15 protein-coding genes are annotated in these 21421 nt (G+C 44.3%); 10 read left to right on the forward strand and 5 right to left on the reverse strand.

The annotated features are described in order from the left end of the window. Positions 1 to 579: 579 nt before the first annotated feature. Both F6K46_RS06490 and F6K46_RS06495 read left to right on the forward strand, forming a co-directional pair. Positions 580 to 780, forward strand: coding sequence for a hypothetical protein (locus F6K46_RS06490; protein WP_143727514.1), 201 nt, complete (start codon positions 580 to 582; stop codon positions 778 to 780). Positions 781 to 1361: 581 nt separating this feature from the next. Further along, on the forward strand, positions 1362 to 5459 hold the full coding sequence (locus tag F6K46_RS06495; protein ID WP_293066670.1) for a filamentous hemagglutinin N-terminal domain-containing protein: 4098 nt from the start codon (positions 1362 to 1364) through the stop codon (positions 5457 to 5459). A gap of 234 nt (positions 5460 to 5693) precedes the next feature. On the opposite strand, the gene F6K46_RS06500 is transcribed toward F6K46_RS06495, so the two are convergent. After that, positions 5694 to 6662, reverse strand: coding sequence for a carbohydrate kinase (locus tag F6K46_RS06500; protein ID WP_293066668.1), 969 nt, complete (start codon positions 6660 to 6662; stop codon positions 5694 to 5696). Between the two features lie 614 nt (positions 6663 to 7276). Between F6K46_RS06500 and F6K46_RS06505 the strand changes: the two genes are divergently transcribed. From F6K46_RS06505 to iscB, 4 genes are all read left to right on the forward strand, one after another. Continuing rightward, positions 7277 to 7990 carry a hypothetical protein gene (locus F6K46_RS06505; RefSeq protein WP_293066665.1) on the forward strand — a complete coding sequence of 238 codons (714 nt, stop codon included), beginning with the start codon at positions 7277 to 7279 and terminating at the stop codon, positions 7988 to 7990. A gap of 604 nt (positions 7991 to 8594) precedes the next feature. Then, complete coding sequence (locus F6K46_RS06510) at positions 8595 to 8876, forward strand: transposase (protein ID WP_293116857.1); 282 nt, start codon at positions 8595 to 8597, stop codon at positions 8874 to 8876. 425 nt (positions 8877 to 9301) lie between these two features. After that, positions 9302 to 13195 (forward strand): magnesium chelatase subunit H, encoded by a 3894-nt coding sequence (gene bchH / locus F6K46_RS06515; RefSeq protein ID WP_293051336.1) that lies wholly within the window; start codon positions 9302 to 9304, stop codon positions 13193 to 13195. Positions 13196 to 13397: 202 nt separating this feature from the next. Beyond that, positions 13398 to 14672: an RNA-guided endonuclease IscB gene (gene iscB, locus F6K46_RS06520; protein WP_293051333.1), complete on the forward strand. Its 1275-nt coding sequence runs from the start codon at positions 13398 to 13400 to the stop codon at positions 14670 to 14672. A 294-nt stretch (positions 14673 to 14966) separates the two neighbouring features. Here the strand turns inward: iscB and F6K46_RS06525 are convergent, their stop codons facing one another. Continuing rightward, positions 14967 to 15116: a hypothetical protein gene (locus F6K46_RS06525; RefSeq protein WP_293051330.1), complete on the reverse strand. Its 150-nt coding sequence runs from the start codon at positions 15114 to 15116 to the stop codon at positions 14967 to 14969. A 330-nt stretch (positions 15117 to 15446) separates the two neighbouring features. Here F6K46_RS06525 and F6K46_RS06530 point away from each other — a divergent pair, with 330 nt between their 5' ends. After that, positions 15447 to 15923: a CYTH domain-containing protein gene (locus tag F6K46_RS06530; RefSeq protein WP_293051327.1), complete on the forward strand. Its 477-nt coding sequence runs from the start codon at positions 15447 to 15449 to the stop codon at positions 15921 to 15923. Positions 15924 to 15987: 64 nt separating this feature from the next. Here F6K46_RS06530 and F6K46_RS06535 read toward each other — a convergent pair whose 3' ends face one another. Further along, positions 15988 to 16974, reverse strand: a complete 987-nt coding sequence (locus tag F6K46_RS06535; RefSeq protein WP_293116860.1) for a DUF4351 domain-containing protein — start codon at positions 16972 to 16974, stop codon at positions 15988 to 15990. A 138-nt stretch (positions 16975 to 17112) separates the two neighbouring features. After that, positions 17113 to 18087 carry a DUF4351 domain-containing protein gene (locus tag F6K46_RS06540; RefSeq protein WP_293116864.1) on the reverse strand — a complete coding sequence of 325 codons (975 nt, stop codon included), beginning with the start codon at positions 18085 to 18087 and terminating at the stop codon, positions 17113 to 17115. A 621-nt stretch (positions 18088 to 18708) separates the two neighbouring features. Here F6K46_RS06540 and ndhL point away from each other — a divergent pair. Genes ndhL through trpA form a run of 3 tightly spaced genes read left to right on the forward strand, consistent with a single transcriptional unit; the run spans position 18709 to position 20162 of the window. Further along, positions 18709 to 18954, forward strand: coding sequence for an NAD(P)H-quinone oxidoreductase subunit L (gene ndhL / locus F6K46_RS06545; protein ID WP_293051480.1), 246 nt, complete (start codon positions 18709 to 18711; stop codon positions 18952 to 18954). Positions 18955 to 18984: 30 nt separating this feature from the next. Beyond that, on the forward strand, positions 18985 to 19350 hold the full coding sequence (locus F6K46_RS06550; RefSeq protein WP_293051318.1) for a DUF3007 family protein: 366 nt from the start codon (positions 18985 to 18987) through the stop codon (positions 19348 to 19350). A 14-nt stretch (positions 19351 to 19364) separates the two neighbouring features. Then, a complete protein-coding gene (gene trpA / locus F6K46_RS06555) occupies positions 19365 to 20162 on the forward strand; it encodes a tryptophan synthase subunit alpha (RefSeq protein ID WP_293051315.1) in 798 nt (265 codons plus the stop codon). A 191-nt stretch (positions 20163 to 20353) separates the two neighbouring features. On the opposite strand, the gene F6K46_RS06560 is transcribed toward trpA, so the two are convergent. Then, positions 20354 to 21352: a haloacid dehalogenase-like hydrolase gene (locus tag F6K46_RS06560; protein ID WP_293051312.1), complete on the reverse strand. Its 999-nt coding sequence runs from the start codon at positions 21350 to 21352 to the stop codon at positions 20354 to 20356. Positions 21353 to 21421: the final 69 nt, after the last annotated feature.

Below are 21421 nucleotides of genomic sequence, written 5' to 3' on the forward strand. Positions count from 1 at the left end.
GTTTAATTAATTATTACCTCGGCAATAGAAAACTTTTGTAGGGTAGTCTCTTTACATAAAGGCTAGCCTACTTTTTAGTATAATTATGATTAATTATGATAAGAAACTGAGTTTGACCTAACCAACTTTATTCAATATTCAGGAGCCAGTCTTTATAAGAAGTTAATTGGCAAGTTAATTAGCAATTAATCAGAGTTTTATCAACCCTAAATAAGGAAACAATCTGGATTTATATCAGAACAATACTATCCGAAATTACCGATCATTGAAGCTCAAGGTGGATCATTAATGGGTAATTATGGAGTTATTAGCCGATATTATCCAAATTAGCCATGGAAGTTAGTTTAATCATCAGGGCTGCTTGTAAGTATTCGGACAAAATTTAAAGTTAAAGTAAAGTTGAGGTGCGACCCGTGGCGAATTTAATTACGGGTCAAGGGCACCTAAAGCGAAAATCATAGGATAATTTCAGCGAATCTTCCGGAAAAATAATTTCTATTTAGGAAAATAATAATCAGGGAATATCTGCTAAACTAGTAGATAATTGAGTTAATCAATCAATTCAACTTCAGGATGACCATGAATACCCAACAAATCAAAAATTCACTGAAAAAAAACAACGGCTCTGTTGACCAGTTGGTGTCAGACAAGGCTGGCTTTAGAAGTCTAAGGGATCAGGAACTTAAACTAAACGATGACGACCTGGAACTAACTGATGACAACCTTGAAGAAGTAGTTGGCGGTTTTATGCCAGTGGGATTCTTTACTCCTAGTGCTTAATTCTCAGCATTGAATTCCATTTTCCGATGTATTCCTAGAAGGTAAGCATATGCGCTAAGCGCACGCTACTTGAGGTGCTATCAGTCGTTACGTCACAGGCTTGAAGCCTGTGACGTAAAGCACCGGGTGCATCTCATATTTGTAAATTTGCGTAGGGTGCGTTACATACATCCTACCCTGCTTTTGTATATTATTAAAAATAAACGTAGTTGATTTAAAACTTAAAAATTACCAAATTAAAAATTAACGACATCGAGGACTTGACTGGGATGCTAAACTAAAAAAGAACGTAGACATTATGACAACTATACAGGCTTCTATAGTGCTGCCCGCTATAGCTTAGTTAAAAGTATTTACGACTACCGCTGATCAACCTAGATTCTCCAAGTCGATCCTGGGTAATTTCCACGAGGGCAAGACGGGAAGACTGTGCCAGAATTAGGCCGAAGCATCAGTAATATCACGAAAAAAAAGATTTGTCAGTGATTCCATCGAGCGTCAAAGTATCTGGATGATTTTTTCACAAAGCTGGTGCATCAAAGACAGACATTGGTCTAGCCCTCTAAGGTACAGGAGCAAGGATGTTATCTTGGTACTCAAAACTCCCTATTGTTTTATTAGCCAGCATCGCTTGGATAGTTGATCACCAGGCGGCTTATGCCCAGATTACCCCCGATCAAACCTTAGGAGTAGAACAGTCCAAGTTCACTCCCCAAGAATTTCGAGACTTAATTGAAGGTGGTGCCATTCGAGGCAGTAATCTGTTCCATAGTTTCCTGGAATTTAATGTTAATGAGGGACAAAACGTTTATTTTGCTAACCCGAATGGGATTGCTAACATTATTACTCGTGTAACAGGTAGCAATATCTCACAAATATTCGGGACTCTGGGGGTAGAGGGAACAGCAAATCTTTATTTAATCAATCCCAATGGTATTAATTTTGGCAACAACGCTCGGTTAGATATCCGTGGCTCATTTATTGCTACTACAGCCGATGGGATTAGGTTAGGTGAGCAAGGACTATTTAGCGCCACAGAGCCGGAAACCAGTGACTTACTGACTATTCAACCTGGTGCTTTCTTTACCAATGCTCTACGTCAACATCAAGCTCAGATCAGGAATCAGGGAAACTTAGCTGTTGGTGGTGGGCAACGTCTCATCCTATCAGCAGATACCATCACTAGCACCGGTTCTTTGACAGCACAGGCAGGAACAGTAGAAGTCAGTGGTTCCCTGATTAGCTTATTAGATAATACCGAGATTAATGTGTCTGGCCCGAACGGTGGGGGGAGCATTATCATTGGGAACCAACAGACTAGCCGCACCTTCATTGGTCCTAATGTGGAGATTCGTGCTAATGCGATCGCACAAGGCAATGGCGGTAGAGTAATTATTTCAGGGAATGAGATTACTGGATTTTACGGCAACATCAGGGCTCGTGGTGGGGAAATTTCTGGTAACGGTGGCTATGTAGAAATATCAGGGCAAGAATACCTAACGTTTCGGGGAAATGTGGATACTAGTGCCATCAATGGTTTTGCGGGAACCTTATTACTCGATTCCACAGATATCATCATTGCTAATGGTCCTGAACAGGATGCCATAGATGAAATTAATTCTGAAATTATAAATAATTCCGACACAGCGGATGCTATTCTAACTACTCCATTAAGTCAGCTTGAGGATGTCGCAGCTACCACTATCTACGAGACCCTAATGGAGGATTTGTCAGAAACTAACAATTTTGTTCTACAAGCAACCAATGATATTGTAATAAACGACTTAGAGGATAACTCCCTAAACTTAACACCAGGGAGTGAACTAATGGTGTTTACTGCTGATGCAGATCGGGATGGGGTAGGGGACTTTCGGATGGAAGATACCTCCTTTGACACCATCCGCACCCATGGAAGGAACATAGCGATTACCGGTGCGAATATCACCGTTGGTAACATTGATACATCAATTCCCCCGGTTGGAGATACCGGAGAATTGCTTGAGACAGCTACAGTTATTAGTGATTCTCCGGGAGTGCCATTTGAGTTCATATTCATATCTGGCGCGATTAGCGAAGAAAGTGATGTAGACCTGTACCAAATCTTTCTGACTGGAGGGGGGACTTTTTCGGCTCGCACCACTGAGGGGACTGAGCTAGACACCCAGTTATTCTTATTTGATGAAGAGGGTATAGGAATTTATGCTAATGATGATGACGCTGACTGTGGCGGTTGTGCTCAATCATTCTTACCAGCAGGAACTCCCCTCACCCCAACGGAGCCAGGAATTTACTATCTGGCCATTAGTGGTTTTGGTGTAGAACCAGTCAGTGAGGCAGGAGACATATTTCCCGATGGAGACGATACGGGGGATTTTACCAGTATTGATGAAGCAGATGAGCTTGGCAGTGAGTCGCCTCTGGTAGGTTGGGAAGATAGAAGTGGTTTTGATATCGGTGAATATAACATTATTCTAACTGGTGTTGAAGCACCATTTAGTACATTTACGGAATTTAATGAATCAGCCCAGATTGCTGATAGTGGCTCCATCTCCCTGAATGCAACCAATGGCACCATTAGGACAAACGATCTCAAGACTATTTCTACTTCTGGTGAGGGAGGAAGTATAAGCTTACAGGCAACAGAGGATATTGTTTTTGACGAGAGCTTGGTTAGGACTTACGGTGTCAGGGGCGGTGGGGATATCACACTTACCAGTCGTAACTTGTCGATGAATGACGCAGACATCTTAGCGGTTGCGGCACGGACAGGAAATGCTGGAGATGTAACTATCACAGTTACGGATACCGTTGATGTATCCCAAAGTGTTTTGTCCACTGGTGTCATACCAGAGGCGACCGGCAATGGGGGAGATTTGACTATCGATACCCAGCGTCTGATCATACGGGATGGGTCACAGGTAGGCTCTGGAACCTTGGGGGATGGGGATGGGGGTACTGTGACAATTCGGGCGACTGAGGTAGATGTGGTTGGAATCGGGGAGGTTGAGTTATTAATTGAAACCTCAAACAATAACTCATCCTTTAGTGGCTTGTTTACTGATGTCCTACCCAGAGCTACAGGGAACGGAGGAACTATATTCATTGATACAGAACGTCTGAGAGTACGAGAAGGAGCAAGTATCAACACCTCTACTTCTGGTGAGGGTGATGGGGGGTTTATATCGATACAGGCTAAAGAAATAGAGGTGATTGGGACATCACCTGATGGTCAGTTTCGCAGCAACTTAATCGCAGGGGTGAACCGAAGAGCTACGGGGAATGGGGGTAATTTGACCATAGAAACTGAGGGCTTGACGGTAGTGGATGGAGCGGAATTACGGGCTTCTACTTCTGGTCAAGGTAATGCTGGTAATGTTGAGATTTATGCTACAGAAAGGGTTACTCTGTCTGGCTTCAGTCCCGACCTTGGCTCCTCTAGCGCTATCTCTGCTAACACCGAATCTAACGCAACTGGGATTGGTGGTGAAATTTTCATTCAAACTCCTACCCTCGGTCTGGATAATGGGGCAGTGATCACCGCTATAAGTCAGACTGATGCTTCAGCTGGTCAAATTAGCTTAGATGTGGACACCCTGGCATTAATCGATGGCGCTCAGATTTTTACTTCTAGCTTCAAGGGTGGTGATGCCGGTAATATTACTATCAATGCTTCTGAGAAGATCACTCTGTCTGGTATAGACCCTACCTACAACGAGCGATTAGCGAGAGTTGGACGAAACAGCGTTGACCCAGATGGGCCAGCTAGTGCGATCGCATCTCGGGCAACCCAAACAGGGAAAGCGGGTTCTCTTAACCTGAATACCAAGACATTTAGCGCTAGCGGACGCGCATTGGTAACGGTGAGCAGTACAGGTACCGGTGTTGCTGGAACCTTGAACATCTCTGCTGATACCATCCAACTCGACAATGGTTTCCTCAATGCTAAAACCTCTGCTGGAGACCAAGGGAATATTACCCTCTCTAATGCCAAACTAATTTTCTTACGGAACAACAGTGGGATAACGACTAATGCCAGGGATACTGCTACTGGTGGGAATATCACTATCACCACTGACTTTTTGGTGACATCAAAGGGTAGTAACATCAGTGCCAATGCCATTTTGGGACGTGGGGGAAATATCAATATTACGGCCATTGGAATTTTTAGCGATCGCAGTAGTAAGATTACCGCTTCCTCCCAACTTGGTATTGATGGTAGCGTTACTCTCAATACTCCAGAGGTTAACCCCGCCCAAGCCTTAGATAAGCTACCTGTAGATGTAGTGGATACCAGCAATCAAATCATCACCGATTGTGCAGCAAGCAGCGGGAATAGTTTTTTAGTTACCGGAAAAGGAGGAATCCCCGCTAACCCAGCTGGGGTATTGCGGGGTCAAGTCGTAGTACCCGATTTGCGGCTGATGGTTGATCAAGGGACTACACAATTAAGCAATAGGACAATAAGCAATAGGAGAAGAAGCCGGAGTTGGAGAAAAAGGACATTAGGGTATAACAGGCCAGATCAGGAACAACCAATCACTAAAAAGAAATCACCTATCATTGAAGCCCAAGGATGGATAATTAATCAGCAGGGCATTGTAGAGTTGGTCCCTTATCCTGCCCAAGGTAACTATAGTAGTTGGAATAGTAGTTTTAATTATCGATGTTTTAGGCAGTAGGCAGTCGGGAGTCGGGAGTCGGGAGTCGGGAGTCGGGAGTCGGGAGTCGGGTGAAGAGTGTGGCAAGTGTGGAGAGGGTAACTTAAGTGTACAAAAACTAACTATAGCGAGCTTTTATCATAGCTATGAGGTACACATAATTTTTTACCTATTGCCTATTGCCTATTGCCTATTGCCTCTTGCCTATTGCCTATTGCCTCTTGCCTCTCCTCACCAAAACTTTTTCAGCAAGCCCTAACTAGAGACAAAAGCTTCCACCTCAGCTAATGTAGGTTGAGCAGCGATCGCACCAGGCTTGAGTGTGGTCAGTGCCCCTACTGCACTGGCATAGGTAACCACATCTTTGGCAACAGTTGGATCACTCAGACTCGACCGGTCACGGTGGCATAGTTGATAAATAATGCCACCAGTAAAGCCATCCCCGGCACCGGTTGTATCCTGGACTGCTACAGAAAATGCTGGTAACTTCCCTTCGTTTCCTCCCAGATAGTAGGCGCAGCCTCGTTCCCCGGCTGTGACTAATACCCCTTTGACTTTATCCAACCGTTGTGCGATCGCTTTTGGATCAGCAGTGCCAAACAAAAACTCTCCTTCCTCATCAGTCAGTTTCAGGAAGTCCGCTTGTTGGATCATGTCTTGAATAATTTCAATGGCAGTATTGGCATCATTCCAAAAGACCGGTCGCCAGTTCACATCTATAAAGATAGAGACCTGGTGTTGTTGTGCCAACTTAACTGCTTGATTAATTGCTGCCTTACTGTCGGGATAGGCTAATTCCAGAGTCCCCAATACCAGAAATTTAGCTTCTTTAAATAGTTCAGTGGGCAAGTGATCCGCTTGAAGTCGTGTATCAGCGAATTCTGTGGTATCGATATCACCAAATCCAGCAAAACTGCGATCGCCTGAGGCATCTCGCACTACATAGACTATCCGTGTGGGAGCTGTACCATGACGCTGTACTCCCGTACCATCGACACCAACATCCTTTAACAACTCTACCAGTGTTTCTCCTGGCTGATCTTGACCAATACAACCGATAAATGCAGTGGGTATACCCAGCTTTACTAAAGCACAAGCAGTATTCGCTGGTGCGCCACCGGGATAGTCTGTCCAAGACTCCACCTGTTCTAGGGGTTTTCCTGGCTGATTAGACAAACGGTCAAACAACATTTCACCAGCACAGATCACCTGGGGACTTGTCATGAGGCTATTCCTTACCTACCAAATGTAATTGAACGGTGATTCGGGTAGTCTATCGCCCATCTTCTAAGAAGGAAGTGGCGCGCAAGCATTTCACCCAAACTGACATCAAATTATACTGTAGGTTTATTATTATCTCCCGAGTAATTAACATAACCGGGATTATCAGTACTTCAGTTCCCCTATATGCGCAATAGTTTTAAGGAATAGTTTTAACTCTGGTGGGAAGTAGTTCTATTAGTGGAAATGGCAGGTATTTGATGGGATCACCTACGGTGCCTCTCTGTCCAACGCCGGGAAGTCTGTGAGGTGTACCTTAACTCTACCTAGTTTTCCGGAAAACGAATAAAACAAGGAGAAAAGTGGGCAAGCATAACGTCGCCCATTTCTCTCCTTGGGCAAAGTAAGCTATTTTTACTCGTAAATAAAGACGATAAAAATCGATTAATTCAGCGTTTTTATGAACGGAACACCTAAAAGCGATTGGCCTAAGCCGGGGCACTATACATTACTGGCTTGCAGTGATCATTGATTTTCCTGTCGTCTATTGTTAACGTTTTGAGGCGACAAAGATAACAAAAGCAATATTTGCCGATGACGATCAAATAGGTATACTTATGAATAAGCGATCGCATTCCCGGTCAATGGTGCGATCGCTAAGTGGAGGATTACTCCAGTTCAATGTCATATTCATTCTAACCATGGAAAATAAGCAATACGTAACTCACTGTCCTTTCTACATTGGGGACATTAAGGCTGATGGTTTCAAGACGGAGTCTGGAGATTACTTGATGTCTCAGACTGGTTCTGCTGAAACCATCGGAGAAGATGAATCTTACGCCCGGCGTTTTTTGCGCTCAAAAGCATTCAAAGATATATGGGGCAAGGGTTTTACGCCCGGCACTTTTGAGGTTTTAAACCCAGAGCAACTAAAAGGGCAGACTCGTATCAGTGGATGGCCTCCGGTCATAGTTGGGCTTTACTGGCATAGTCGTGGAAACAAAGGCAACAAAAGGGCTTTTGCATTGACTAACGGATTGATCATAGATGCATTAGAGGAAAGGATTCGTGAAGCTTTCGGTGATACGACTACAATCACCGAAAGAAATGAAAAGCTTTCTGAATACGTGAGTCTCTTAGAAGCTGAGAACACCGATCTAAGAAACAATAGCGAATGCTGGAAGTATATCAACCAGGAACTGAATCAGCAATTAGAAGACCTTTCGGAAGGTATGACTGAACCGGACCATCTAGAGGCAGAAAATGCTCGCCTATTACGAATACTGCGAGAACATGGAATCAATCCCTATTCCCCGCAGAACTACATTTAATCAATCGCATCCTACCATTGCACTCCACACCCCCGCAGTCGCTGGGGCAAGTCATTGGTACAGCGATCGCGGTAAGGAAAAAACCTTACCACCCAGTCCCAACAAGGCTACATAAACCCAACAAAGGTAGTGGCTAACCCCGACTACTTCCTTAGTTCCAATGATGGGTAGGTGACCCAACCAAGTCACCTACCCAGTACCAACGACAGACAGCGACCAATCGGTCGCTTAACCTAGTTCCACTTTCAGGCGGTAGTCCCAACGGACGACCTACCCACTTCCAACACAAGAATCAACAGATTTAAATTAATATTAAGTGCCGTTATCTTTTTGTTATTTCCTAACAGTAGTAAAAAAGATAATAAAAAGACGTCTTAATACCTGTAACGGGAGTTATTGGTACTTCCGTGGTGGGAAGTAGTTCTATTAGTAGAAATGCCTGTAATCGGATTTATTGGTATTTAAAAATTAGCTCTAATTCCCCCTGAAATTCACTTTTTATTATTTTTGATTTTGTTGGTAAAAATAACAGGAAGTTAAAGACTGACTGTAGGCGTAATGCTAGAGTAGTATTGTTGTAGATTCCCAGGGTCTGCTCATTGGGATGCTCGTCAGTGAAGCCAATGGCTCAGAACGTTTGGGTGCAGTGGTTGTTTTACATGAAGCTATTGCCCAACTCAAGAATGGTTGTAATTGGTGCGATTTACCTAAAGACTTACCTCCTTATTCCACAGTGTTTTGGTACTACAAACAGTGGCGAGAACAAGGAGTAATTGAAAACCTTAGGGACATCCTACATTCAAGACAATGCCTTGTCAACAAGCACAATCAGGCCGGGTTTATTGAGAACTATCCCCGGTTACCCAACAAGATGCGTTTACCCTAGGTATTCATTTAAGTATGACACGACTTTTTAAAATTGGTATGATAGCACCTCAAGTAGCATCTCAAGTAGCGCATTAGCTGATAGCTGAATGCTTACATCAGTTACCAAATAGTCCTGGTATTTTTGGTAATGGCTTATGGGGAATCGTCAACTACAGCATTGTTAGTTGAAATATAGAAATGAAACTAATAAAAATAGGCAACTTCGGCTCAGCAATGCAGCGCTTTTTGATACTGTTTTCGTCAAGTATTTTTCCCTTGTCCAAAGTTCTATTGTCCGCAGTTGCCGACAACTGCGCCGAAGTATAATTAGTAATAATTATCAATAATAGCACTACTGACGTAAGGCCACTGGGAGGGTTAGCCGATCAGTACGATTATGATCAAATATGATCGAAGTGTAAAGAATTATTTCGAGCTGGTTCCATGAAACGCATTGTACTGATAGCAGGATTTGAATCCTTCAACGCTGACTTGTACCGCAAAGCTGCTGAGTTAGCTAGCTCCCGCTGTCCGGAACTGGATATTAGAGTATTTAGCGATCACGAAATCACTGCCAACCCTGATACTGTAGACGCTGCCCTCCAAGATGCCCAAGTCTTCTTCGGGAGTCTACTATTCGATTATGACCAAGTGTTATGGTTACGCGATCGCATCCAACACATTCCCATCCGCTTGGTATTCGAGTCAGCTCTAGAACTGATCAGCCTGACTCAAATTGGTCAGTTCAAAATTGGGGATAAACCCAAGGGGATGCCCAAGCCAGTAAAATTCATCCTCGACAAATTCAGCAACGGACGAGAAGAAGACCGCTTAGCCGGTTATATCAGCTTTTTGAAAATTGGTCCGAAGCTGCTGAAATATATTCCTGCCAGAAAAGTCCAAGACTTGCGCAATTGGCTAATTATCTACGGTTACTGGAATGCTGGTGGCTCAGACAATGTGGCATCTATGTTCTGGACCTTGGCAGAGAAATACTTAGATCTGACAGTGGGAGAAATTCCGCCACCAGTGGAAACTCCAAACATGGGGCTACTCCATCCGGACTACGACGGGTATTTTGAATCCCCACGACAATACCTAGAATGGTACAAAAGCTTAAAAGTTAAACAATTAAACGTTATTGGGAAAAGCCCTACCAGCCCACTAGCTTCTCAACACAACCTTAGAGAAAACCCTGTTGTTGGTATTCTGCTTTATCGCAAACACGTAGTTACAAAACAACCTTATATTCCCCAGTTAATTCGCTACTTTGAGGAAGCTGGATTAACTCCTTTACCCATCTTTATCAATGGTGTAGAAGGTCATGTAGCCGTGCGGGATTGGATGACATCTGCTTATGAAACCCAACAGCGGCAACTGGATAACGTGGAAACTCCTTCCCTCTCTAAAGACGCTGTAGAAGTGGATGCCATTGTGTCTACCATCGGTTTCCCGTTGGTAGGGGGTCCAGCTGGTTCTATGGAGGCAGGAAGACAGGTTGCTGTAGCGAAACGTATTCTCACTGCTAAGAATGTCCCTTATACTATTGCTGCACCCCTACTGATTCAAGATATTTACTCTTGGACAAGACAAGGCATTGGGGGGTTGCAAAGTGTCGTTTTATATGCATTGCCGGAATTGGATGGAGCGATTGATACTGTACCCCTAGGTGGTTTAGTCGGAGAAAATATTTATCTGATTCCCGAACGAGTTAAACGACTGACTGGACGGGTCAAGCGTTGGATTCAACTCAGACAAACCCCACCAGACCAAAGACGAATTGCGATTATTCTCTATGGTTTCCCTCCTGGGTATGGAGCAACAGGAACAGCAGCCTTATTAAATGTACCGCGATCGCTTCTTAAATTCCTCCACGCTCTAAAGGAACAAGGTTACACTGTTGGGGAATTACCAGAAGATGGGGAAGAACTAATCCGCTGGGTGAAAGCAGCAGACGAGCGGTCGAATGGTAAATGTTCTAACCAGCAACCTTCAACCTTCAACTTTCAACCTTCAACCTTCAACTTTCAACCTTCAACTTTCAACCTTCAACCAGCAACTAGCAACCACCAACCAGCAACCACAGTTAACGTTAAAACCCTACAAGAATGGCTAGGCTACTTGCTAACTACCCGTATTGAAAAACAATGGCAATCCTTGACTGGTACAGGAATCAAAACCAATGGGGATGAGTTCGAGATTGGTGGGATTGAGTTAGGAAATGTCTGGATTGGGGTACAACCACCCCTGGGTATTTCTGGAGACCCGATGCGGCTGATGTTTGAGCGAGACATGACCCCACATCCCCAGTACACTGCCTTTTATAAGTGGTTACAGAATGATTTTGATGCCCATGCGGTGGTGCATTTTGGCATGCATGGCACCGTGGAATGGTTACCTGGTTCACCCCTGGGGAATACGGGGTATTCTTGGTCGGATATTTTGCTAGGAAATATCCCAAATCTATATATCTATGCAGCAAATAATCCTTCAGAGTCAATGTTGGCCAAGCGTCGGGGTTATGGGGTGTTGATTTCCCATAATGTACCCCCTTATGGTCGGGCTGGTTTGTATAAGGAGTTGGTCGTGCTACGGGATTTAATCTCGGAGTATCGGGAGGATCCTGAAAAGAACTATGCCTTGAAAGAAGCAATTTGTAAAAAGATTGTGGATAGTGGGTTGGATACCGATTGTCCCTTTGAGGATGCTAAGAGGTTGGGCATTACTTTCAGTCCAGAGAATGCCCAGATGTTTAGTGCTGATTCATTTAATCGCTATCTTGTCAAGTTGTACAACTACCTGCTAGTGGTCGAACAACGCTTGTTTTCCTCTGGGCTGCACACTCTAGGTCAAGTGCCTGATTCGGAACAGTTAGAGTCTTACCTCCGGGCGTATTTTGGGGAAGATGTCCCCCAAGGGATAATTCAGGCCATTGTCGATGGAGAATTTGAACCGCAAACACCAGAAGCACGTGAACAGGTCGAGGATGAGAAGGTTGAGGAGGCGTTACGGATTGGTGAGTTGTTGATGCAGACTGGGGAAGAGTTGACGAATTTGTTGCGGGGGTTGAATGGGGAGTATATTCCTCCAGCTCCTGGGGGGGATTTGTTGCGGGATGGTCCTGGGGTTTTGCCAACAGGACGGAATATTCACGCTTTGGATCCTTATCGGATGCCCTCTCCAGCAGCTTATGAACGGGGAAGGGAGGTGGCCAAGAAAATTATTACCCAGCATCTTGAGGAACATCAGGAGTATCCGGAAACTGTTGCGGTAATGCTATGGGGATTGGATGCGATCAAGACTCGTGGGGAGTCCTTGGGGATTTTATTGGAGTTAGTAGGTGCAGTACCTGTTAAAGAAGGAACGGGACGGATTGTACGGTATGATTTGATGCCCTTGGCTGAGGTGGGTCATCCTAGAATTGATGTGTTGGCAAATCTCTCAGGGATTTTTCGGGATAGTTTTGTCAATATTGTTGAGCTGCTCGATGATTTGTTCCGTAGGGCGACTGAGGCAGATGAACCGGAGGAAGAGAATTTTATCCGCAAGCATGGGTTAGCGTTGCGATCGCAAGGGGTAGATAATGTTTCTGCTCGGTTGTTTTCTAATCCAGCCGGGGATTATGGTTCTCTGGTCAATGACCAAGTAGTCGATGGTAATTGGGAATCGGGGGATGAATTGGCGAATACATGGCAAAGCCGCAATGTATTTAGTTATGGACGGCAAGATAAAGGTCAAGCCCGTCCGGAAGTGATGGAGCAGCTGCTAAAAAGTACTAGTCGTATAGTCCAGGAAATTGATTCGGTGGAATATGGTCTAACGGATATTCAAGAATACTATGCCAATACTGGAGGCTTGAAGCGAGCAGCCGAAAAGCAAGGGGGTAAGACCGTTAATGCCAGTTTTGTGGAAAGTTTCTCAAAGGATACTACACCCCGGAAGCTAGAGGATTTGTTGCGATTGGAGTATCGGACAAAGTTACTCAATCCCAAATGGGCTGAAGCGATGGCCAATCAGGGGTCTGGGGGAGCTTATGAGATTTCCCAACGGATGACAGCATTGATTGGTTGGGGGGGTACTGCTGATTTTCAAGATAACTGGGTGTATGACCAAGCAGCAGATACTTATGCCTTGGATGAAGAAATGGCCAAGAGGTTGCAACAGGCAAATCCTGAGGCATTTCGCAATATTGTAGGCCGGATGTTAGAGGCAAATGGGCGAGGATTCTGGGAACCGGATCAGGAAACCTTACAGAAGTTACGGGAGTTGTATGATCTAACCGATGAGGAGATTGAAGGCGTCAGGAACCCCACGGCTATAAGCCGGGGGCTTGAATAAAGCCCACCTGACCAGCCAAAGACCTAAAAAGTCTACGTTTAGAGCAAGAGTTTAAGTCCTACCTACGAATGCATGAACCAGTTTGTAGCTCTAGAACTTCAGCATTAAGTGTGGTGTACAAGGGTTAAGCCCGTGTGTTGAAGAAAGTACCGACTCTAAACATTGGCGAGGTTCACATTACCCCTAATGGGAGATTAAACTCATGTTTGTTTTTGTTTTGAACAGTTCAAGAAAACCTTTAAACCCAACTCATCCAGCTAGAGCCAGAAAATTGCTCAAAACGGGAAAAGCGGCTGTGTTTAAAAGGTATCCTTTTACGATTATATTGAAGGAGGAAGTTCCTGAACCAAATAATCAACAGCTCAGGATTAAAATCGACCCGGGAGCGAAGACTACAGGTATAGCTATCCTGAGAAATGAATCTGTGCTGTGGGGAGCAGAACTGACTCACAGAGGGGGTCAGATTCGATCCGCTCTGACCTGTAGAAGACAGTTAAGGCGTTCTCGCAGAAATCGCAAAACTCGTTATCGCCAACCTCGGTTTAACAATCGATGTCGTCAAGAGGGATGGTTGCCACCGTCATTAATCAGTAGAGTTGAAAACATATTGACTTGGGTAAAACGGCTTTGTAGGTTATCACCAATTGCTCACATTTCAACTGAATTGGTACGATTTGATCCCCAAATCATACAAAACCCAGAAATCTCGGGAATTGAATATCAACAAGGAACCCTAGCCGGTTATGAATTAAGGGAATATATGCTAGAAAAATGGCATCGTCGTTGTGTTTACTGCGGTGCTACGGACACTAAGCTAGAGATTGAGCATATTGTTGCCAAGTCAAAAGGAGGCTCTAATCGCGTATCAAACTTGACTTTGAGTTGTCGAAAATGCAACCAAAAGAAAGGAAATAAACCGATTGAGCAATTCTTAGAAAATAACCCCTTACTGCTCAAGTCAATTCTCTCTCAAGCGAAAAGATCACTAGCTGACACAGCCGCCGTTAATGCTACTCGATGGAAACTGTTTAATGGCCTCAAAGAGCTAGGAATACCTGTGGAAACGGGAACTGGTGGTAGGACTAAATACAACCGTTGTCGTCAAAATTTACCTAAAACTCATTGGTTGGACGCGGCCAATGTAGGCCACTCAACGCCAGATACCTTAAAAATTTTAGTGTCAAGACCAATGAGAATCAAAGCAACAGGACATGGCAACCGTCAAATGTGTGGAACAAATGCTTTTGGTTTTCCGATTCGACATCGGTCAAACACCAAGAAACACTTTGGATTTCAAACAGGGGATATTGTTAAAGCTGTTGTTACCAAAGGGAAAAAAGTTGGCTCTTATATTGGTCGAGTTTTATGTCGAGCAACCGGTAGCTTTGATATCACAACGGCTACAGGTCGAGTAGCCGGAATTTCACACAAATACTGTTCTTTTGTTCATCGCAGCGATGGTTATTCCTATCAATAAGGATTCCCTTACGCTCAGTTGTTTATGTAAGGGGGAAACTTTCCTCCCCATACGTGAACGACAGGGGCTTCCAGTTTCCCCCTTACCAACCCCGATTTATGGTGACGGCTGTAGGATAAGAGGGTGTGGGGTGACCGAGTGTGGTAATCGGGTGAAAATCTTGCTCGTAGTCATCCCAATTCCTAAACCTGAAAATCTTTAACTTACCCGTTCACCCTACACTCGTTTACCCTACATTAGTTTAGCCAATCAATAAGAGTGTGAGTATATTTCTTTTATCCTAACTATACTCGTTCACCAGATGTTATGGCCTTTGCCTGAATAGCCTTGTTCCCTAGACTCTTTGGTTTGTTTTTCTAACTCTTCAGCTAATTTGGCAAATTTTTTCATTTCATCAATTAATGCTGCTGCTCCACTATTTTCGGTTTTTGATTGTTGGTACATCGACGTTTATCCTAATAATTTTATGTACATTAGTTATTTACCTGAGCCGCACGGATGAGTTGATATATGAGTAACTCTATAAAATTGGATCTATTATTTTTATATTTCGTCGGACAATAAATGAATCCGGATTAACTCTGGTAGTTTCATATGAAGCGATCGCTAACTAAATAGGCAAGATTATAAAGTTTTTGATTACTATAGCAATAAGCAGAATGCTTCGGATTTACTCTGATTTTAAAATTCACAATCAACAATAGTCAATGAATAATGGTCAATTTTAAATTAACCAATCACTAATAATAGCTATTTACACTATACTTTGTACCCATGGCAACTGAAATTGAACGCAAATTCTTAGTTAAAGGCGAAGAGTGGCGGAAACTAGGCACTGGTAGTGTTTATCGCCAAGGTTACATTCGTACAACCAACCGCACTACTGTCCGGGTGCGCCTGGTGGGAGATCAAGGATATCTTACTATCAAAAGTCCCAAGGTGGGTTTTTCTAGAAAAGAGTATGAGTACCCTATCCCAGGCTCCGATGCTCAAGAAATGCTCGATACTTTGTGTCAGGGCCCCCTAATTGAGAAAACTCGTTATAAAATTGAACACGCTGGCTTGATTTGGGAAGTAGATGAGTTTGCTGGGGATAATCAAGGATTAATTTTGGCAGAAGTTGAACTAACTGATGAAAATCAGGACATTGAACTACCAGAATGGATTGGAATTGAAGTATCTGATGATCCGAGATACTTCAATTCCAATTTAGTTCAGCATCCCTATACTCAATGGTTACACAGAATCTAGGGTATAGGGTGTGGGGTGTGAGGTATTGGGCAAGAGAATTTGTACTTCTCTATCAGGAGTTATTTTAATTAGCGGCTTCGGGTGCTGGCAAATGGTCTGCTAATTGCTCAAGAGAGTCTACATCAATGGCCACATCCATTAAATGTTCTAACTTTTCGACACTCAACCCTTTCACACGAGCTTGAATTTCAGGGGATAGGTCTCCAAAGCGCCTTTGAAGCAATCGTAGCAGCAGTCGCTCAGCTCCTTCCTGACGACCTTCTAAAATACCTTCCTGACGACCTTCTTGACGACCTTGCTTAATGCCCAACCTTTCGATACTCGTGACATACTTCATGTTGACCTCCTGTTCGTACTGGTTAACTTCTTCACGAAAGGCTTGTTCTAGTGCTGAGGGTAAATGCATTACCCAGTCAATGAAATGATATAAGTTTAAAATGTCTTGTCGCTGATACCCTTGCTCGTACAATCGTCTGGTCAGAGCCATTTTCCAAATTTTTCGTTGCTGGCCATCACTGCGAGTATCAACTGCTTTCAGGTGAGCCATGATTACCGTGGCAAAGGGATTGGCACTTTGTTCTAATTCTGGCCACTGCTGTTTGTAGTCTAGCAGTTTCACCATCAAAAAATTGAACTGGATTTTACAGCCGAAGATTTCGCTACTGTATTGGGTTGGTCGCCACTGGGGGTTAGCATCACTCAAGACTGCTAAACTAGCAACCGGTCGATTGTAGCGTCCGCTAATCCGATGGTGGTAGGTGTACATCCGTTTAGCAAACTCCGTCTGTTTTTTCCCTTGGACTTCCACATGAATTAGAATCCAAGTTTCTTGACCATTGTTGAGCCAGACCTTAACCAGTTTGTCTGCCCATCGACGTCCTACTTCCGCGTCTCGCACCACCTTTTGCAGTTCTTTGTCGAGGAATTCACTTGGACGAGACCAATTGATTTGACTATGAATGTGGGCAAAGCACAGGGCAATGAAGGGCTCAAAGTACCATTCCAGGGTGTCTTTCCAGGGGGAATCATAGTCCGCTGCTGGGTTAATCATTAATTTCCTCTAGTTCGGCTGATTCATCTAATTAATCACCAAACCCTGTTTCCCTGGTCATCAAATAGTGAAGGATTAATTGTGATTAACCCTTCAGAATAGATACAGGACATATCAGTCCTGGTTTTAATCAGCGTTTTAATTAGCGGCTTCGGGTGCTGGCAAATGGTCTACTAATTGCTCAACAGATTCTACATCAATGGCCACATCCATTAACTGTTCTAACTTTTCGACACTCAACCCCTTCACACGAGCTTGAATCTCAGGGGATAACTCTCCAAAGCGCCTGTGAAGCAATCGTAGTAGCAGTCGCTCAGCTTCTTCCTGACGACCTTCTAAAATACCTTCCTGACGACCTTGCTTAATTCCCAACCTTTCGATACTCGTGACATACTTCATGTTGAGCTCCTGTTCGTAGTGGTTAAGTTCTTCACTAAATGCTTCTTCTAGTGCTTCAGGTAAGTGCATTACCCAGTCAATGAAGTGATATAAGTTTAGGATGTCTTGTCGCTGATACCCTTGCTGGTACAATCGTCTGGTCAGAGCCATTTTCCAGATTTTCCGTTGCTGGCCATCACTGCGAGTATCAACTGCTTTCAGGTGAGCCATGATCACCGTGGCAAAGGGATTGGCACTTTGTTCTAATTCTGGCCACTGCTGTTTGTAGTCTAACAGTTTCACCATCAAAAAATTGAACTGGATTTTACAGCCGAAGATTTCGCTACTGTATTGGGTTGGTCGCCACTGGGGGTTAGCATCACTCAAGACTGCTAAACTAGCAACCGGTCGATTGTAGCGTCCGCTAATCCGATGGTGGTAGGTGTACATCCGTTTAGCAAACTCCGTCTGTTTTTTCCCTTGGACTTCCACATGAATTAGAATCCAAGTTTCTTGACCATTGTTGAGCCAGACCTTAACCAGTTTGTCTGCCCATCGACGTCCTACTTCCGCGTCTCGCACCACCTTTTGCAGTTCTTTGTCGAGGAATTCACTTGGACGAGACCAATTGATTTGACTATGAATGTGGGCAAAGCACAGGGCAATGAAGGGCTCAAAGTACCATTCCAGGGTGTCTTTCCAGGGGGAATCATAGTCCGCTGCTGGGTTAATCATTAATTTCCTCTAGTTCGGCTGATTCATCTAATTAATCACCAAACCCTGTTTCCCTGCTCTGAAAATATCTCTGTCGTAAGTAAATATGGGGGCGGTGGGACTTGAACCCACACGACCGTTTAAGGTCAACGGATTTTCATTCTCCCGTAGCTTTCGCTACTGCCATAGCTGGCTCTTGAGAATTGGACTCTCCCTTTACCCTCGGCTTGACGTTAGGGTAGCTCCCGTCGAGTCTCTGCACCTTCCGAGAGGTTTTCCCGGCTTGGCTCAGGATTGCCTTATCTGTGACCAGACTTAGGTTTCCCTGAATTTGAGAGCATTCACATGACAGATTTCTCTATCAGTGCTCAATTTCCTTAAGTCCGTAGCGTCTACCATTCCGCCACGCCCCCTGGTTGATATCACATAGCGGTGGGTTTGCGTTTACCCATCAACCACTGTGATTTCACTGTTTTCTATTTAACCATGAACTGGGGCTACTATGCAAGTATACTGTTGAAATTTTTGAAATTTTTAAGAGGGGGCAAAGTCTGGCTCTGGGGGAACACAGGGCAGCATGTTCGACCTAAGGTAATATAGTAGGGTTGAGCGATTGACCTGCATGTCACGCTACGCGATCGCATTTTTGTCTTCTGTGTCTTAAACCAAAATTTTATGATTACTGCGATACTATACCTGTCTTTGGCAGGAGCCTACTTATTGGTATTCCCTCTCGCCATATATCTCTACCTACAGAAACGGTGGTACGTTGCTAGCTCCTTCGAGCGAGGCTTCATGTACTTCCTGGTCTTCTTATTCTTTCCCGGTCTATTACTCTTCAGTCCAATCTTAAACCTCCGCCCCAAGCGGCGTCAGCCACAAGGGTAAGTCAGTCACTTAAGCGATCATTAGTAATTCATGCGACGAATTGACGCGATTGGAATTGCCCTTGGTATCTTTGCTACTGGCGGCATAGCCTACTTGATCTTTCAGCTCGCTGGGTACGATCAAATCCAAGCCGGGATTTGGAGTCAAGTCCTCTTGGTTGGGGGGTTAGTTGGGTGGGTGCTAACCTACCTGTTTCGAGCCTTCACCCAAACCATGACCTATAACCAGCAGGTGAAAGACTATAAAGATGCTGTCCTGCAAAAGCGACTCGAAGAAATGACACCAGAAGAACTTGCCCAACTCCAAGCAGAGGTGGAACAGGAAAAGCGTTTGACCAAGGCAGAGGGCGATTCCTCCATATCCCCCCTTAAGCAGGAGGGGCAGGGGCAAAACTAGATGACGAATGACCAATGACAAAAATTTCCGATTGCTTCGGATCCCTGAGATCTAACTCCCAGTGTGCTCTGATTCCTTTTATCACCGCTGGGGATCCCGATTTAGAAACCACAGCCAAAGCCTTGCGGGTACTCGACCAATCCGGTGCTGACATCATTGAACTGGGAGTACCCTATTCTGACCCCTTGGCCGATGGTCCAACTATCCATGCTGCAGCTACTAGAGCATTACAAAAAGGTGTGCAGTTGGATGATGTTCTGGCAATGGTAAAGGACGTTAGCCCAGAGTTACAAGCGCCAATTGTCCTATTTACCTACTACAATCCCATTCTCAACCGAGGGATTAATTCCTTTTTAGAGCAGATTGCTGAAGTGGGGGCGAAAGGCTTAGTGGTGCCTGACTTACCCCTGGAAGAAGCTCAAATATTGCTCAAACCTGCAGCAGAGCTTGGGATTGAAGTGATATTGTTAGTGGCACCAACTACACCAACAGAACGGATTGAAGCGATCGCTAAACAGTCTCAGGGCTTTATTTACCTAGTCAGTGTTACCGGTGTCACCGGGATGAGAACTCAGCTGGAATCACGGGTAAAAGACTTACTCAATCAGATGCGTGGTCTGACCGATAAGCCAATCGGGGTTGGCTTTGGTATCTCCCAGCCAGAACAAGCTAAGCAGGTCAAAGATTGGGGTGCAGATGCAGTGATTGTGGGTAGCGCTATAGTAAAGCGTTTGGCAGATGGCACTCCATCAGAAGGCTTGTCAGCCATTGGAGACTTTTGCCAAAGCCTGAAATTAGCAATTACGGAGTGAAGCCATGGATCCTAGGGCTTGGCATTTACTGTCACGGTCTAGGATACGGATCAGAAACTACTGAGCAGATTAATCGTTCGTATTTAGCTTCTGTTTCATATCCAGATAGGTTCTCGGATTGAAATTCTTTCTGGGATTTATAGCAATCCGTGTAGGAATTGAGAGAATTTTGATGCCATATTCCCTACTCCCTACTTCCTACTCCCTGTTCCCTGTTCCCTGTTCCCTGTTCCCTTTGCTATATCAATTTCGTTTCCAAACACTGTTACGAAATCCTCTTTCATACTGATAACTGTCCAACCACGAGCTTCGGCCTCCCGAAGAGCATTCTCGGCACCTGTATCGTATACATATTCCCGGGGATCATCGTGGTGAACCAGCATCATCAAAGCTGGACCGTCTTGCTCGTCAGTGTACTGAAGCATTTCTAAATCACCATCGGAATTACCAACTGTGATAATTGGTTTTTTACCAATGTAGCGCTCAATCCCCACTACTTTACCTCCTTTAGTATTAATGGGTTGCACCAGTTCTGGCTTCCGAACCAAGACATGGGATCCATCGTCTTTGGTGATAAACTCGGTTTGGATGCTACTACCAATGATGTTTTCAGGGGGAATACCGTAGGCATCTTCGGCATAGGAGCGAATGAAATCAATCCCCCCCCCAGAGCAAATATAGACCTTGAAATCATTACTCCTGAGATAGTTGACCAGTTCAACCATGGGCTGGTAAGTCACCTTTATGTATGGAACTCCAAAGTCTGGATGCTTTGAGTTATCCAAAAATTCCCTAGCCTTCTGTTGATAGTCTTCTGTTGTCATTCCCTGGAGTTGAAGATCGTCTAGGATTACATCCTTTTGACTTAAAGAAGCAAGTTCTTTGAAATCTGGCAATGGATTACCTAGCTGTTCTAGGATAAATAACCGCTGAATAGTTGTGGGTTTTTCAGTCCACAGGGTTCCATCATTATCAAACGTGGCGATGCGATCGCTAGGACGAACGTAGTTATCACTGTTGGGATTGGTAACCTGTTGCACAAAGTTAACAATCCCTTGCTTAGCCGCACCCTGATTCCAAGAGAGTAAGGGGTCATAATCTGCAGCAGCAGGGGGACATCCGACAAAGCCTGCTAGGCAAAACACTGATAATAGAATTGACAGGAAAACTAAGAACGTTCTTTTTTTCATGATTAAGGCTTTTCGCCTGTAATTGCTGTTCCGCTTCAAGGCAAACAAGGCTATTTTTACCGACTAAAC

It is taken from the genome of Moorena sp. SIO3E8 (assembly GCF_010692445.1).
Classification (GTDB): domain Bacteria; phylum Cyanobacteriota; class Cyanobacteriia; order Cyanobacteriales; family Coleofasciculaceae; genus Moorena; species Moorena bouillonii.